Source organism: Rhizobium sp. FKL33, from assembly GCF_005222915.1.
In the GTDB taxonomy this organism is placed as follows: Bacteria; Pseudomonadota; Alphaproteobacteria; order Rhizobiales; family Rhizobiaceae; genus Rhizobium_E.
Map to the genome: position 1 here is coordinate 231,860 of NZ_STFX01000024.1, position 15,537 is coordinate 247,396.

15 protein-coding genes are annotated in these 15,537 nt (G+C 61.1%); 6 read left to right on the forward strand and 9 right to left on the reverse strand.

Annotation, left to right across the window (positions count from 1 at the left end; all coding sequences use genetic code 11):
* Nucleotides 1–218: 218 nt before the first annotated feature.
* The 6 genes from E8Q41_RS16350 to E8Q41_RS25955 form a co-directional block, all read right to left on the reverse strand.
* Entirely contained in the window at nucleotides 219–1,388 is a 1,170-nt protein-coding gene (locus tag E8Q41_RS16350; RefSeq protein ID WP_246660215.1) for a cell wall hydrolase, read from the reverse strand.
* A gap of 175 nt (nucleotides 1,389–1,563) precedes the next feature.
* Complete coding sequence (locus E8Q41_RS16355) at nucleotides 1,564–3,432, reverse strand: potassium transporter Kup (RefSeq protein WP_137156653.1); 1,869 nt, start codon at nucleotides 3,430–3,432, stop codon at nucleotides 1,564–1,566.
* Nucleotides 3,433–3,488: 56 nt separating this feature from the next.
* On the reverse strand, nucleotides 3,489–4,469 hold the full coding sequence (locus tag E8Q41_RS16360) for a magnesium transporter CorA family protein (RefSeq protein WP_137156616.1): 981 nt from the start codon (nucleotides 4,467–4,469) through the stop codon (nucleotides 3,489–3,491).
* 214 nt (nucleotides 4,470–4,683) lie between these two features.
* Entirely contained in the window at nucleotides 4,684–5,826 is a 1,143-nt protein-coding gene (gene apbC, locus E8Q41_RS16365; protein WP_137156617.1) for an iron-sulfur cluster carrier protein ApbC, read from the reverse strand.
* A gap of 586 nt (nucleotides 5,827–6,412) precedes the next feature.
* A complete protein-coding gene (locus E8Q41_RS16370; RefSeq protein ID WP_137156618.1) occupies nucleotides 6,413–7,150 on the reverse strand; it encodes a LuxR family transcriptional regulator in 738 nt (245 codons plus the stop codon).
* Between the two features lie 161 nt (nucleotides 7,151–7,311).
* Nucleotides 7,312–7,740: a hypothetical protein gene (locus E8Q41_RS25955; protein ID WP_246660222.1), complete on the reverse strand. Its 429-nt coding sequence runs from the start codon at nucleotides 7,738–7,740 to the stop codon at nucleotides 7,312–7,314.
* Between E8Q41_RS25955 and E8Q41_RS16375 the strand changes: the two genes are divergently transcribed.
* The 6 genes from E8Q41_RS16375 to E8Q41_RS16400 all read left to right on the forward strand — a co-directional run bounded on the left by E8Q41_RS16375 (nucleotide 7,622) and on the right by E8Q41_RS16400 (nucleotide 13,882).
* A complete protein-coding gene (locus tag E8Q41_RS16375; RefSeq protein WP_246660220.1) occupies nucleotides 7,622–8,335 on the forward strand; it encodes an SDR family oxidoreductase in 714 nt (237 codons plus the stop codon). The genes E8Q41_RS25955 and E8Q41_RS16375 overlap by 119 nt on opposite strands.
* Complete coding sequence (locus E8Q41_RS16380) at nucleotides 8,335–9,252, forward strand: 2-dehydro-3-deoxygalactonokinase (protein WP_137156620.1); 918 nt, start codon at nucleotides 8,335–8,337, stop codon at nucleotides 9,250–9,252. Before E8Q41_RS16375 ends, E8Q41_RS16380 begins: the two co-directional genes overlap by 1 nt.
* Nucleotides 9,253–9,264: 12 nt before the next feature.
* Nucleotides 9,265–9,897: a 2-dehydro-3-deoxy-6-phosphogalactonate aldolase gene (locus E8Q41_RS16385; protein WP_137156621.1), complete on the forward strand. Its 633-nt coding sequence runs from the start codon at nucleotides 9,265–9,267 to the stop codon at nucleotides 9,895–9,897.
* Nucleotides 9,898–9,899: 2 nt separating this feature from the next.
* Complete coding sequence (locus tag E8Q41_RS16390) at nucleotides 9,900–10,793, forward strand: SMP-30/gluconolactonase/LRE family protein (protein WP_137156622.1); 894 nt, start codon at nucleotides 9,900–9,902, stop codon at nucleotides 10,791–10,793.
* A gap of 162 nt (nucleotides 10,794–10,955) precedes the next feature.
* Nucleotides 10,956–12,287 (forward strand): vanadium-dependent haloperoxidase, encoded by a 1,332-nt coding sequence (locus E8Q41_RS16395; RefSeq protein ID WP_246660216.1) that lies wholly within the window; start codon nucleotides 10,956–10,958, stop codon nucleotides 12,285–12,287.
* Entirely contained in the window at nucleotides 12,284–13,882 is a 1,599-nt protein-coding gene (locus E8Q41_RS16400; protein ID WP_137156623.1) for a CRTAC1 family protein, read from the forward strand. Before E8Q41_RS16395 ends, E8Q41_RS16400 begins: the two co-directional genes overlap by 4 nt.
* A gap of 33 nt (nucleotides 13,883–13,915) precedes the next feature.
* Here the strand turns inward: E8Q41_RS16400 and E8Q41_RS16405 are convergent, their stop codons facing one another.
* From E8Q41_RS16405 to E8Q41_RS16410, 3 genes are all read right to left on the reverse strand, one after another.
* Nucleotides 13,916–14,737, reverse strand: coding sequence for a transglutaminase family protein (locus E8Q41_RS16405; RefSeq protein ID WP_137156624.1), 822 nt, complete (start codon nucleotides 14,735–14,737; stop codon nucleotides 13,916–13,918).
* 131 nt (nucleotides 14,738–14,868) lie between these two features.
* Nucleotides 14,869–15,009 carry a hypothetical protein gene (locus E8Q41_RS25615; RefSeq protein ID WP_170976517.1) on the reverse strand — a complete coding sequence of 47 codons (141 nt, stop codon included), beginning with the start codon at nucleotides 15,007–15,009 and terminating at the stop codon, nucleotides 14,869–14,871.
* A gap of 30 nt (nucleotides 15,010–15,039) precedes the next feature.
* On the reverse strand, nucleotides 15,040–15,297 hold the full coding sequence (locus E8Q41_RS16410; protein ID WP_137156625.1) for a hypothetical protein: 258 nt from the start codon (nucleotides 15,295–15,297) through the stop codon (nucleotides 15,040–15,042).
* Between the last annotated feature and the right edge of the window lie 240 nt (nucleotides 15,298–15,537).

Here is a 15,537-nt window from a genome sequence, read left to right on the forward strand (position 1 = left end):
AACCCAGCATATCCGCTCGCGCAAGGCTGAAATTTGGCAATTTCCTACCCGGAGACCCCCGCCCTCAAGCCGCGTGCACCATAGTTTCGACCTTTTTGGGAGTCAAGGCGAGCGCCAGCTTCGCCTTCATCTATTTTTAACCGGTAATATCAAGGGCTTATATAGGCCTTAAAGGGTATTGGAAACTTTGCGCGCAATTGCCGCGCCCTCAAGCCCGCTCAGACCCAGCCGCCGCGATAGGTGCGGTAGAAAATGTGGAGACCGATGCGGTCGACCCGCTTCATGGTGCGGGCCCAGTTCGGGCGCACATAGACGGCGTGATAATGCGTCGAATCGCCGACTTCCTTCAAATAGATCTTTCCGGCGGTCACGGCGAGCGCCACTTCCTTGGCGGCGGCGAAACGGGATCGCGACCAGATGATGTCGGGGATGCGGTCGCAGGCGAAGGAAAACTGGCATCGATTGCGCCAATCCTCATTCTGATAGACAACGCCGCAGATCGTGTTCGGGAAAGCCGGGTTGCGCACGCGGTTGAGCACCACCTGCGCCACGGCGGCCTGGCCTTTGAGCGGTTCGGTGATGGCTTCGAAATAGATGGCCTCGGCCAGGCACTTCTGTTCCTTTTCGCTGAACACGGATGCGGGCAGCACATTGCTCGCCCAGTCATGCGCCTGCTTGCCGGCATCCGGCACGAAACGGTCGCCCTGGGGTTTTGCGAGAATGGAATCGAAGGGCGACTGTTCGGCGTAATCGGGTTCCGGGTTGGCGTAAGCGGTGGCGAGGCTGTCGCCCTTTTCGTTGGTGATCAGGCTGGCCAGCATCGCGGGCACGCCGTAGTCCTGCGTCCGTGGCTTGATCTCATGGAAAGCCTGGGCGATCTGAATTTCCTTGCCCTTGATCGCAGGCTTCTGGAACATCGTCACGCGCTCTTCGGTGAGTTCGGGAGCGAGAAGATGGGCCTGGCGATCGAGAATGCTGCCGGCGGTGAAACCCTGCGGGGGTCTGACGCGTTCCGACGCAAGCACCCTGCCCTTCTTCAGGCTGCGGGTCACACGGTCCTCGTCCGGCGTCTCAGGCTCCTCGCGCTTGTCCGAGGACAAGGCGATCTTCTCTCCGCCGGGAAGAACCAGCCCGCGATTGGCGGGGTCGTAGCCGCTGCGGCCCGTGTCTTTGAAGACGATCTCGGCGCTCTGGATGGAGCCGGCGCCGATGGGGGCCATATAGCTGCGCCAGGCTGCTGCGCCTGCGGGCGCCGAGACGAGGCCCGTGACATCCGCTTCGGCGGCGATGGTGGGGAAGAAGAGCAGGCCGGCAAGCGCGAAGGCGCTGGGAGCCGCCCAATCGGACGAGATGCGCGGCCGGCGCGCGGCCAAGGAACGCTTCAACACGTGAACGCTACTCCACAGGAACTGGAAATCATTGGCCAGACAATGCGCTATTAACCTTGATGTTTGGTTAATCCCGGGATTTGTGGCCTTTGCGAGGCGTTAGAAAACGCTAAAACGTAAACGGGCGGCCCATGGCCGCCCGTTCCGAAGTTTGCGCTGAAAGCCGCCCGTTCGGCTAGACGGTCACATGCGCGCCCAGTTCCACGACGCGATTGGCCGGCAGCCGGAAATAATCCGAAGGATCGGTCGCAGCGCTGGCAAGGGCGATGAACAGCCGATCCTGCCAGGACGGCATGCCGGAATTGGCGTCGGGGATCAGTTTTCGGCGGCCGAGATAGAAGGAGGTCGACATGATGTCGAACTTCAAGCCGGTTTTCCTGAGATGAGCGAGCGCCTGAGAGACGTTCTGCGTCTCCTGGAAGCCGAAACTCAGTTCCAGAAGCTGAAAATGTTCGGAGATCCGCTCGATTCGCCCACGCTCCTCGATCGGCACGCGGGGACGGTTCTGCGTCTTGATCGTCAGAATGATGTTCTGGCTGTGCAGCACGTGATTGTGCTTGAGATTGTGCAACAGCGCCGCCGGCGTCGAGGTCGGGTCCGAGGTCAGGAAGATCGCGGTGCCCGGCACCTCGATCGGCCCGTGCTCGCTTTTCTTCTCGAGCGACTTCACGAAGGTGCCGAGCGGGATATGCGTTCGCCGTGTCTTCTCGAACAGGATCTTGGTGCCGCGTCGCCAGGTCCACATGATCACCACGAAGCAGGCCGCAATCAGCACCGGCACATAGCCGCCGTGGTGAAGCTTGGTGAGGTTCGAGCCGAGGAAGATCGATTCGATGAACAGCAACGGCGCAATGACGACGATCGCCTGCAAGCGCGACCATTTCCAGAAGCTGCGCACGAAATTGTAGAGCAGGATGGTGGACACCACCATGTCGCCGGTGACAGCGATGCCATAGGCGACCGCGAGCGATTCCGACGATTTGAACATCAACACCAGCGCCATGACGCCGAACATCAGGATGGTGTTGACCGCCGGCAGGTAGATCTGCCCCGTATTGGTGTCGGAGGTGTGATAGATCTCCATGCGCGGCAGGAAGCCGAGATGGATCGCCTGGCGTGACAGCGAAAAGGCGCCGGTGATCACGGCCTGGCTGGCGATGATCGTGGCGACCGTGGCGAGAATGACGGCCGGCAGACGCAGGAATTCCGGGAACATCAGGAAGAACGGATCGGACAGCCCTTCCGGATGCTGCAGAACATAAGCCCCCTGGCCGAGATAATTGAGCGTGAGCGCCGGAAAGATCAGGCCGAACCAGGCGAGACGGATCGGCGCGCGCCCGAAATGGCCGAGGTCGGCATAGAGCGCCTCCGCGCCGGTGACGGCGAGAAACACCGAGCCGAGCACGATGAAGCCCACCATGCCGCTATTGGTGAGAAACCAGACGCCGTAATAGGGGTTGAAAGCGGCGAAAATGCTGAGGTCGTCGAAAATGTGGTAGACGCCGATGCCGCCGAGGGTGAGGAACCAGAAGGCGGTGATCGGCCCGAAAAAGGCCGAGACGGCGCCGGTGCCGCGCGACTGAACCGCAAACAGCAGGATCAGGATCACCACCGAAATCGGCACGACATAGGGGTTCAGCGCCGGCGTGACGAACTTCAGACCTTCGACGGCCGACAGAACCGATAGCGCCGGCGTGATCATCGCGTCGCCGAGAAACAGGGCGGCGCCGACGATGCCGATCAGGAACAGGATTCCGGCGCGACGCTCCGACACCGCCTTGGTGACGAGCGACAGCAGCGACAGGGTTCCGCCTTCGCCGTCATTGTCCGCCTTCAACAGAAAAACGACATATTTCAACGTGACGATGATCGTCAGCGCCCAGATGAACAGCGAGATCAGGCCGATGATTTCGATACGGTCGACGCCGTCATGGGAAACGGGGCGCAGCGATTCGCGGAAAGCGTAGAGCGGCGAGGTGCCGATATCGCCATAGACGACGCCGACGGAACCGAGAGCCAACGTGAGAAGCTTCTTGCGGGACATAGGGCCGGAATGGCCGCCCGAATGCAGTTGTGTGTCCGACATTGTCAGTTACAGGCTCAGAGCCAGCCTTTCCAACGAAAGAAGAAGAACGGGATGACGGCCGAGACGATCATCATGATGATCGCGGCGGGATATCCCCATGTCCATTCGAGTTCGGGCATGAAACGAAAATTCATGCCATAGATGGAGGCGACCAGCGTCGGCGGCAGCAGCACCACCGAGGCGATCGAGAATATCTTGATGATGGCGTTCTGCTCGACATTGATGAGCCCCAACGAGGCGTCGAGCAGAAAGGTGATGTTCGACGAAATAAACGCAGCGTGTTCCGACAGCGTCTGCAGGTCATGCGTGACGGTCAGGCAGATCGCCTTGGCTTCCGCATCCGATTGAACGACCGGCGAACTCGTCAGAAACGTCATGAGCCGCGACAGAGAGGCCATGCTGTCGCGCGCTTTCGAGATCAGTCGGTGGTGATGGCCGATCGACGACAGAAGATTTTCCAGAAACCGCGGCGGGCGCCGCTTCACCGGCTCGTTTCCGTCGCCGAAGATGGCGAGCAACAGCGCCTCGCCCTTCATCTCGGCCTTTTCGAGGATCTCCGCGGTCCGATCGGAGATCGTCTCCATCAACTTGACCAGCATGACATGCGGCGCGCAAGGACCATTGGACTGCCGGCCCAAGGCCGCCGCATAGAGCTTGAAGGATTTCGGCTCGTCGTAACGCACGGTCACCAGATGCCGGTCGGTCAGCACGAAGGCGATGTCCGCCAGTTTCGGCGTCGCCGTCTCCGCATGACAGAGCAGCGAAGCCGTCATGTAGTGGGCCCTGCCCTCGGTGTAGAGACGGCTCGACGGCTCGATGTCGCGCAGGTCTTCGCGGGTCGGCACTTCGATGCCGGTCAAAGACTGGGCGTAGTGATCCTCTTCGCGCGTCGGATGGGCGAGATCGAGCCACACGACATCGTCTGGAAGAGTCTGCAATTGCTGATCCACCGGCAGCATCATCGACTCACCGTTTGAACGGTAAGCAATGATCATGAGCAAAAAGCTCCGGACATGGTCATTCCGCGCCCCGATGGCATTGGTCGCATTCGCCCCGCGCGCCTGCGAAATGGTCAAATCTCGTCACGCGGATAGACCCCGCCGACGTCAGCGAGGTTGGTATCGCGCAAATCGCGCCCGTAATCAAGACATAACGGACGCATGCCTCCGCGCGGGAGCGCAGGCGTCCAGTTTCAGGTCAGCCGGGGCCTCACTCGAACACGATGGCCGGCGCTGCGCGGGCAAGCGGTTCATTACTGAACAGCTTTTCGGCGAGACGCGCCGCGATCTCGCGATAGACCCGGGCATGCGGTCCATCGGGCGCGGAGACGACGACGGGCGCGCCGGCGTCGGACTGTTCGCGGATCGTGAGAGCGAGGGGCACTTCGCCCAGGAAAGGCGCGCCGATTTTCTCCGCCTCCGCGCGGGCGCCGCCATGACCGAAGATGTCATGCGAGGTTCCGCAATTGGGGCAGATGAAATGGCTCATGTTTTCCACGAGGCCGAGCAAGGGCACTTCGACCTTCTTGAACATATTGATCGCCTTGCGGGCGTCGAGAAGCGCGAGATCCTGGGGCGTGGAAACGATCACCGCACCTGAAAGAGGCGCTTGTTGGGCGAGCGTGAGCTGGACATCGCCGGTGCCGGGCGGCATGTCGATGACCAGCACGTCGAGATCGCCCCATGCGACTTCCCGCAGCATCTGGAGGAGCGCCGACTGGATCATCGGCCCGCGCCAGATCATCGCCACCTCTTCATCGACGAGGAACCCCATGGACATGGACTTGAGTCCATAATTCTCCATGGGCTTGATCAGCCGACCATCGATCTGCTGCGGACGGCCCGAAATGCCGAGCAGCCGCGGCACCGAGGGACCGTAGATGTCGGCGTCGAGAATGCCGACTTTATATCCCAGCGCCTGAAGGCCGAGCGCGATGTTGACCGAGGTCGTGGATTTGCCGACGCCGCCCTTGCCCGAGGCCACGGCGATCATGGTCTTGACGCCGGGGATCGTCTGCTTGGGCGCTGCGCCGCGCGGCGGATGGGGATGGGCATGTCCCTGCGCCGGAGCAGCCTGAGGGCGGGGCGGCGGAGATCCCGCCTTCTTGTCGGCGGTCAGCGCAGCGAAAGCGCCCTTCATGCCGGGCATCTCCTTGACGACGCGCTCGGCGGCGAGACGCAGGGGTTCGAGATCCTTGGCCTTGTCGGACGGCACCGTGATCGAGAAATAGGCCTTGCCATCCGAGATGAACACTTCCGACACCATGCCGAGATCGACGATGTTGCCGGTCATATCTGGCCCGCGCACGGTCTTCAGTCGTTCCAGGACATCTTTGCTCGTCACATCGCTCATCACAGGCCCTCTCTCGGTATGGCCTGTAGATAGTGGAAGGCGCCGGGCGCGCCAACCCGGCGGCCAAGACAAATTTCGCGTTCGTGACTGGACCTCAAACAAGTTCCGCCTTCCATGCCGGCGTCGCAGATTGCGGCGGCATGGAAGGCGGCTTGCCTTCGTGCATCCTGTTTTCGGATGCTTTTTTGAGTCCCCTCCGGACCTGCCAGTGAGGATGCACGAAGCATGCCAGACAAAAATCAGGCCGGGACCGCGCAGATCCACCGCAAGCAAGTCCACGAGGGCGGCGCCAGCGCCTCTGAAAGAGCAAATCTGCATCAGTTGAGAGGAAAAAATAGGCGCCGGAAAAAGAACCCGCCCGGCAGGGCTCTGGCGGGTTACTCCACATGGCGTCCCAGGAAGGGCCTGGGAGGGGTATCGCCATGAAACCGTGCTCATGCGTCGCATCACCCTTCAATGCGACGCGACGATCCACCGCGCATATTCTCATTGTGAAATTAAACTGCAGCTTGCGCGGCGTCATCACCCAAATGGGGTATAAAATCACGCTTCGCGAATAGGATCAGGTCAAACCGGGAAAGAAGCGTCAGGAAATGATGCCCATTCGGAGCGCCTTGGCGACGGCCTGGGTCCGGTTGACGGTGTCAAGCTTCTTGGTCGCACGGTTCAGATAGTGATTGACCGTATGTTCCGACAGGTTGAGGATGTTGGAGATTTCAAGGCTCGTCTTGCCGGCGGCCGTCCAGGTAAGACAATCGATCTCGCGCTGGGTCAGATCCTCACCACCCTTGCGATCCTTGCGCGCCAATTGATAGAGGCGATCAAACACGCAGGTGGAAATCATATGGAGCTGCAGCATTTCCTGATTCGTAAAGGCTTCGCGCTCGCCGGAATAGCCGATTGCACCGCGGTCGCCGCCAGCGTCGCAGACCGGGAAATAAGCGCCGCGGATCAATCCATACTCTTCGAACAGCTTTATGGCGCGCTCGGACTTGCCATCGCGCCGCTGATGATTGATGGCGTGAACGTCGTAGGAGAACGGCACCGTCGAAGTCTTGATGTGATTGAGCGCAGGGCTATCCGCCAGAAGGCCTTCGGCGTCGTATTTTGCGATCAGTTCGGATGGCCAGCTGGTGATCACCGAAGCTGACTGCAAAGCGACGGCTGTCGAGGACGGCACCCGCAGCACCATAAAGGCGCGCGCGCCGAACATCTCAGTTGTCTTCTTTAGAAATCGAAGAATATCGAACTGCGTGGACAGTCCAGCCAACTCCAGAATCAGAGCTTCGTGGTTCACCGGCTTTGCTGTCTGTCGATCAAGCATGTTTCAGTCTGTCACATCGTTCTCAGGCAAGGGCGTCATATGCCCTATGCTCAGCCGGATATGTTTCGATTAGCTGTTCCGTCGCGGCAAAACTGCTCTTTCGTCCACGGCAAGATCATAACATGGCCTGTCAGACCTTCCATGATTCGCTGCGCAATCGTTTACATAACAGATAATAACTTCGACCAACCAAAAAAAGAACAGTCGTCGGCTTTTTGCCATGGTTGGAAAATTGGCGAGGAATAGGAAAGTCGCTTCTCTAGTTCAGAAACCCAATGTCCATCCTTGCGACTCTCCTTAAGTATGATTTTTACAGGAAGGGGTTTTCCCTTGGTCACATAGGGAATATACCACAGCGCAAAAGCCCAAGCCCCCCCGAGTGAATGGTGCTCGAAGCTGAGAATGAGGAGAGGTAGAACCGTGGTCTCGCCATCCGCGCAGTTCGAAGATTTGCGCTCAGCCCGCGTGCTGATCACTGGAGGCGCATCTGGAATCGGCGCCGCGTTGGTCGCCGGTTTTGCACGCCAGGGCGCCCGGATAGCGTTTATCGATATCGACGACGCAGCAGCCCAAAAGGCGATCGCATCCACCAAAGCTCCGATCCAACCCCTGTATAGACATGCGGATGTATCTGAGATTGAACCGACGCGCGCTGCTGTGACGGAGTTGATTGCGGAACTCGGCGGCCTCGACGTGCTGGTCAACAATGTCGGCTGGGACGATCGCCATGACGCCGAGACGGTGACCGAGGCCTATTGGGACCGCAACATTTCGGTCAATCTGCGCGCCGCCTTCTTCGTCTCGCAAACCTGCCTGCCTGCCTTGAAAGCCTCCGGTCGCGGCGCGATCGTCAATTTCTCGTCCATCGCCTTCCTGATGAACCTGCCCGATCTTCCCGTCTATCTCACGGCGAAATCCGGCATGATCGGCATGACCAAGGCTTTGGCCGGGCAGTTCGGCAAGGACAATGTCCGAGTCAATTGCATCCTGCCCGGTATGGTGCTGACCGAACGGCAAAAGGAACTCTGGATTTCCGACGAGGCCGCCAACGCCCATCGCGAGCGCCAATGTCTCAAATTTTCCCTGACTGCCGACGACATGGTGGGACCATGTCTGTTTCTGGCGTCTGACAGCGCGCGGGCGATCACCGCGCAATCCCTGATCGTCGATGGAGGCTATTTCTGATGGTGAAACCGCAATTCGCAGCGGTCGACTGGGGCACGTCGAGTTTCCGCCTTTGGCTGATCGGCGAAAACGACGCCGTGATCGGCGAAAGCCGCTCCGGCGAAGGCATGACGACGGCGCGCGAGACCGGCTTCGCCGAGATCCTCGCCAAGCATCTCGACCATGTGCAGGCGCCGGCGGATATTCCTGTCATCGTCTGCGGCATGGCTGGCGCCAAGCAGGGTTGGGTCGAGGCAGGCTATCTCGATGCGCCGGCAAAACTGGCCGATATCCCGGAGGGCGCGATCCGCGTCGAAGGACAGAGCCGCGACATCCGCATCCTGCCGGGCCTCGCCCAGCGCGATCCGAACGCCGCCGACGTGATGCGCGGCGAGGAGACGCAGCTTCTGGGCTGCGCGCAGAAGATCAAGAACAGCGATTGCCTCGTGGCCATGCCGGGCACCCATTCCAAATGGGTTCGCGTGGTCAAGGGCGAGGTGCTGGGTTTCGCCACGTTCATGACGGGCGAATTGTTCCAGGCGATTTCGCAGCACACGATCCTGCAGCACGCCATCAAGGATTCGCCCGGTTTCGACGGCGCCAATCCGGCCTTCGTCAACGCCGTGCACGCCGCATTCAAGGAGCCGGAACTGACGGCCAATCGGCTGTTCTCGGTCCGGGCGCGCGGATTGCTGTTTTCGCTGACCAATTTCGAGGCGGAAGCGACGCTTTCGGGCACGATGCTCGGCCTCGAACTCGCCGGCGCGCTCAAATCCGCGCCGAAGGACACGCCTGTGGTGCTGGTCGTTTCCGGCAAGCTCAAGGGCCTCTATGAAGCAGCCTTCCACCGCGTGGGCCTGCAGTTTTCGACCGTGGACGCCGACGAAGCGGTGCGGGCCGGCCTTTCCCAGGCGGCGCGCAGCCTATGGTCTTTTTAAGAAAGAAGTGAGATGAGCCGTATTCCCTTTCCGGACATGAAATATCCGCTGGTCGCCATCCTGCGCGGCCTGACGCCGGCCGAGACGCCCGCAGCGATCGAGGCGCTCCTGAACGCCGGTTTCCGCGCCATCGAGATCCCGTTGAACTCGCCCGAGCCGTTCCGTTCGATCGAGATCGCGGCGAAGATGGCCCCTGCGGATGCGCTGATCGGCGCCGGAACGGTGCTGACCGAAGAGGATGTCGACCGCGTCGTGGACGCCGGCGGCCGCCTGTTCGTGAGCCCGAATGTCGACGTGCCGGTGCTGAGCCGCGCCGTGTCCAAGGGCATGGTGACGCTTCCCGGCGTCTTTACCCCCACCGAAGCGCTGGCGGCGGCCAAGGTCGGCGCCACGGGTCTCAAATTCTTCCCGGCCGGCGTGCTCGGCGCGACCGGCATCAACGCCATCAAGGCGGTGCTGCCCAAGGATCTGCTGCTGGCGGCCGTCGGAGGCGTCTCCGACGAGAATTTCGGCGAATACGCCAAGATCGGCATCAAGGCCTTCGGCCTGGGTTCCAGCATCTACAAGGAAGGCATGGACGCCGCCGACATCGCCCGCCGCGCCAACACCACCATCGACGCCTATCGCCGCGTCTTCGGAGCCTGATCATGACCGACGTTCAAGAGTTTGCCGGCAGCGTCCTGTCGGACACCTCCGCCCATCTCGGCGAAGGCCCGACCTTCGATCCGACCACCAACACCGCCTATTGGTTCTCGATCCTCGATTGCGAACTGCATGAACTGGCGCTCGACACAAACACACTGGCGATCCACAAACTGCCGTTCATGGCGAGCGTGCTGGCCCGCATCGACGACGAGCGGCAGTTGATCGTGTCGGAAAACGGTCTCTATATCCGCGAAAAGCAGACGGGCGCGCTGTCGCTGGTCACCCCGATCGAGAACGATCTGCCGCATATGCGCTCGAATGACGGCCGCACCCATCCGTCGGGCGCGCTGTGGTTCGGCACGATGACCAAGACCGGCGAAGGCCGCAAGGGCGCGGGCAAGATCTATCACGTCGCCGGCAGCACGGTGACGACGCTGTTCGAAGGCGTGTCGATCCCGAACGGCATCTGCTTCGCGCCTGATGGCACGGTCGGCTACTGGGTCGACACGATGGAGAACCGCTATATGCGCGTGACGCTCGATCCGCTGACAGGTCTGCCGCTCGGCGAAGCCGGAGTCTTCTCCGACGAAGCGGGCGTGGATGGCGGCATCGACGGTTCGGTCTGCGACGCCGAAGGCTATGTCTGGAACGCGCGCTGGGGCGTGGGCGAAGTGCGCCGCTACAACCCTGCAGGCGAGGTCGTGGCGATCTATAAGGTCCCGGCCACCCAGACCACCTGCCCCGCCTTCATCGGCGCGGATGCGGATCGTTTGCTGGTGACGTCCGCGCGCGAAGGCATGTCGGCGGAGGAAAAGGCCGCCGATCCCAAGGCCGGATTCACCTTCGAACTCGGCGTGAAGGTCAAGGGCGTGTTCGACGCTCCCTTCAAACTCTGATCACGACATCGGCGGGGCGCGGCAAGCATCGCGCTCCCCTGCTCTTTCGGCGGAATTGTACAATTTACTCTTCCGCCACACGCCTCTTGCGGATTACCTCCCCTCTGTGCTTAATCGTTTGAAACCGTCTTGGGAGAGGCGGAGTTAAGCTTGGGGGAATTCATGAAAGAGATATTGCGCGCGGCCCGTCTCTGGGTGGCGATATTTGCAGCAGGCATGTTCATTGCGGCGCAAAGCCCCGCCTATTCCGCCGTCAAGGCGCCGGAGGATGTCGTTCAGGACTGGTACAAGCTGATCCTCGAACTGGTGCGCCATACGCCCAATTATTCTCCGCCGGTCGCCAGCCGTTCCTTCGCCTATATCGGCGTGACGATCTATGAGGTGACGGCGAGCGGCAAGAGCGACATGGTTTCGCTCGCCGGTCAGTTGAACGGACTGACCGAGACGCCGAAGCGCGAAAAAGGCGCTGTTTACGACGAGTCGATCACGCTGAACGCTGCGATGAATTTCGCCGCGCAGAACTTCTTCGACCGGACCGGACCGACCGGTCAGCGTGCGCTCGCCAATCTCGGCAAGAAAATGCACGCCAAAGTGTCGACGGGCGTGCCGGACGATGTGTCCAAGCGCAGCGAGGCCTATGGTCTCGCAATCGCCCGACACATTTTCGACTGGTCGAAGAGCGATGGCGGCGCGGTGGTGGAGAATATGGGCTTCCCGCGCGAATTCAAGCTGACCGCAGGGCCTGCTCATTGGGTTCCGACCAGCAAGATCGCCCAGCAGCAATTGCCGCTCTTGCCGGACTGGGGCAAGAACCGTCCCTTCGCCATGCCTTCGGGTTCGACCTGCCCCCTGCCGCCGCCGCTCGCCTATGGGGAGACGCCCGACACAGAATTCTACAAGGAAGCCAAGGAAGTCTACGACACGGTCAACACTCTGACGAAGGAACAGCGGATCATCGCCCGTTTCTGGTCGGATGACCCGATGCTGTCGCCGACGCCTCCTGGACACTGGATCTTCATCACGCTGAGCATCCTGAAGAAAGAGGATGCGGGCATCGAAAAGACGGCGGATGCGCTGGTGCGTTTGGGCGTTGCGGTTGCCGACGGCTTCATCGGCTGCTGGGACGCCAAATTCAAGCACGATCTCGTGCGCCCGGTCACCTATATCAAGCGCGTCATCGATCCCAAATGGGAGCCGATCCTGATCACCCCGCCCTTCCCGGAATATCCAAGCGGCCACAGCACGCAATCGGGGGCGGCGGCGGTGGCGCTCACGGCGGTGTTCGGCGACAACTACGCCTTCGACGACCATACGCATGAGGCGGATAACTTGCCGGTGCGTCACTTCACGAGCTTCAAGGCGGCGGCCGAAGAAGCGGCGATTTCCCGGCTCTATGGCGGCATCCATTTCCGCGCCGCCATCGACCTCGGGCTTCAACAGGGCGAGTGCATCGGCGCCTATGCGGTGAAGCTCAAAACGCGAGTGGGCGCATGAGAAGGATCGCACTTGCGATTGCGCTGCTGGGTGGGGTTGCGCCGCTTTCGGCGCGTGCCGGCGCGGACGTCGTTACGCCGCATTTCGAAGACCAGACGGCCAGTTCCGGCATCTCCAGCGTCTATGCCGGCGACTGGCAGTATATGGTCGGCGGCGGCGCGGCGAGCTTCGACTGCAATGGCGACGGCTTCGAGGATCTCTGGCTCGCCGGCGGCGAAGGCGCTTCCAAGCTCTTCGTCAACAGATCGACGCGCGGCGGCGACCTTAAATTCGAGGAGGCCAAAAGCGGGGCGGAATTAGCCGCGACGACCGGCGCCTATCCGATCGACATCGATGGCGACGGGATCAAGGATCTCGTCGTGCTTCGGGTCGGGGAAAGCGTAGCGCTCAAGGGCCTCGGCGGCTGCAAGTTCGAACGCGCCAACGAGGCCTGGGGCTTCACCGGCGGCGACGCCTGGTGGACGTCCTTCTCCGCCACCTGGGAACGAGGCCTGCAATGGCCGACGCTGGCGCTCGGCGCCTATGTCGACCGCAATGAAGACACTTACCCTTGGGGCACCTGCACCGACAACTGGCTGATCCGGCCGGATGGCGACGGCAAGCGCTTCGCCAAGCCCTTGTCCCTCAAGCCGAGTTTCTGCCCGCTCTCCATCCTGTTCACCGACTGGAACCGTTCGGGAACGCCTTCGCTGCGCGTCTCCAACGACCGCGAATATTACAAAGGCGGCCAGGAGCAGATGTGGAAGATCCCGCCGGGACAGCCACCCAAGCTCTACACCCAGGACGAAGGTTGGAAATATCTGCGCATCTGGGGCATGGGCATCGCCGGCTACGATCTCGATTCCGACGGCTATCCGGAATATTTCCTGACCAGCATGGCCGACAACAAACTGCAGGCGCTGGCGGCGATCCCCGAGGACGGCAAGCCGAAGCCCGGTTATACGGACATCGCCTTCGCCAAAGGCGCGACCGCGCATCGCCCCTATACCGGAGGCGAATGGAAGCCATCGACCGCCTGGCACACCGATTTCCAGGACGTCAACAATGACGGACGGGTCGATCTGTTCATCGCCAAGGGCAATGTCTCGACCATGCCGGACTTCGCCATCAAGGATCCCAACAATCTTCTCGTCCAGCAGCCGGACGGTAAATTCGCCGAGATGGGCGACAAGGCCGGCGTCGACAGCATGAAGACGTCGCGCGGGGCCGCGCTGGCGGACTTCAACCTTGACGGCCTCGTCGATCTTGTCGTCGTCAATCGCTGGGAGAATTCCGAGATCTGGCGCAATGTCACCAAGGACGCAGGGCGTTTCATCGAATTGCAGCTGCGGCAGGACGGGCCAAACCGCGACGGAATCGGCTCCTGGGTGGAGGTGAAACTCGGCGATCGGATTATTCGCCGCGAGATCACCATCGGCGGCGGCCATGCCGGCGGCACATTGGGCTGGATCCATTTCGGCGTGGGTGATCTGAAAGACGTCGAGCTTCGCGTGATCTGGCCCGACGGACAACCAGATGCGTGGCGCAAAGTGGCGACCAACGCTCTCTATATCGTCGAACGGAATAAATCCGTGAGCCCCTGGACCGGGCAGTAAATGCGATGCGGATAGCTTGCGCAGCTCTCCGCCTCAACCCTGCGGCGGCGCGCCATCCACCTCATAGGTCCAGACCCGGAAGCCTTTGAGCACATGCGGGCCGAACGAGTTGACGAGCGGAATATCCGCGGCGTCGCGCCCGCGGGCCACGACGATCCGACCGATGCGCGGAATATTGTTGCGGGGATCGAAGGTCACCCAGCCGCAATCGAGATAGACTTCGATCCAGGCGCTGAAATCCATCGGATCGACCACCGGCACGCCGATATCTCCGAGATGGCCGTTGACATAGCGGGCCGGAATATTGAGGCAACGGCAGAGCGCAAGAGCGAGATGGGCGTAGTCGCGACACACGCCGACCTTCTCGCCGAATGCTTCGTAAGCGGTGCGCGTGGACCGCGCCTGCATATAGTCGAAGGCAATATGGGCATGCACGAAATCGCAGACAGCCTGGACGCGCGTCCATCCGGGCGCGACTTCGCCGAACAGATCCCACGCCGCCTGGCTGAGCCGGTCGGTCTCGCAATAACGGCTGCCCATCAGATAGACCAGGCAATCATCCGGCAATTCAGAGACCGGCACTTCCCTCGCGTTCGGCCAGGCCAGTTCCGGAAGGCCGCTGTCGCGGATGGTCGCATCGCCCCAGATCGTCAGATCGCCTGCAGGGGCGAGCAACCGCCTGCATTTGTTTCCGAACATGTCGAAATAGGTGGAAATCGGCAGGATCGGCTGGGTGAACGTAGCCTCCGGCGCGAGAAGATCGCCGGCACGGTCTTCGTGGACTGAAAGAAGGCAGACAAGAGCGGTCGGATTATCGCAGTGAATAGTAATTTCGTAACCGTAGCGAATGAACATGCGCTCTCTTTCATGAATTCGAAAAGCGGAGAGACGCAAGACGCATCCCGGTTCGCCCGAGAGGCTGGACGTTGATGACGGTCCGCGCTCAGGCGATTGCAGAGGCGGCCTCAGGCCGCCCCTATGTTGGATCAGCGCTTGCCCGGCGGCTGTTTCGCCGGGGCGCCGGCGAGCTTTACCTGGTTGCCGAAAGGACTTTCCTGCTTGGGCGCCGGCTTGTCCTGCTTGGGTTTTCTGGCTTCTTTAGAGCTGTGTTTCTGGCCCTTGGCCATAAGCGTAGTCCTTCCCTAGTTGAGCCACACTCAGTGGCGATCCTGGTCCAACGCCGCATCGAGATCACTGGCGCTGATGTCAGCCGTCCGGCTTGAAGGACCGCGCATGCCGATAGCCGGCAAATACACGGTCGACGCAATCCGGCGCCATTCCGCGCCGGCATCGCTCACGCATCGCACTTCATTATGCACGACATGATACTCGCCTTCCGGCAACGGGCGCTCTGCGCCGGGAAGGTGAAATGAGGCGTGGACTCGTATGGTCGCCTGCCTGCGCCGTACGTTCATATTATGTTCTCCGGAGCGCTCAGCACGGCAATCTCCAGGCGACGCAAAGCTTGGCGTCCACCGGCGATACAACGTCACATGCAGCGTCTTGTTTCGAAATACGTAAAGTAGCGCCAACGCGGCGCAGTCTGTCGACATTCACGGATCAGGCGCAATGCGAAGAGCCGCCTTCCAATGAATATCCAAATGCCGGCTTGAATAAAAATCCGGCTCCGAGATCGACGTGCCGACTGTACATGG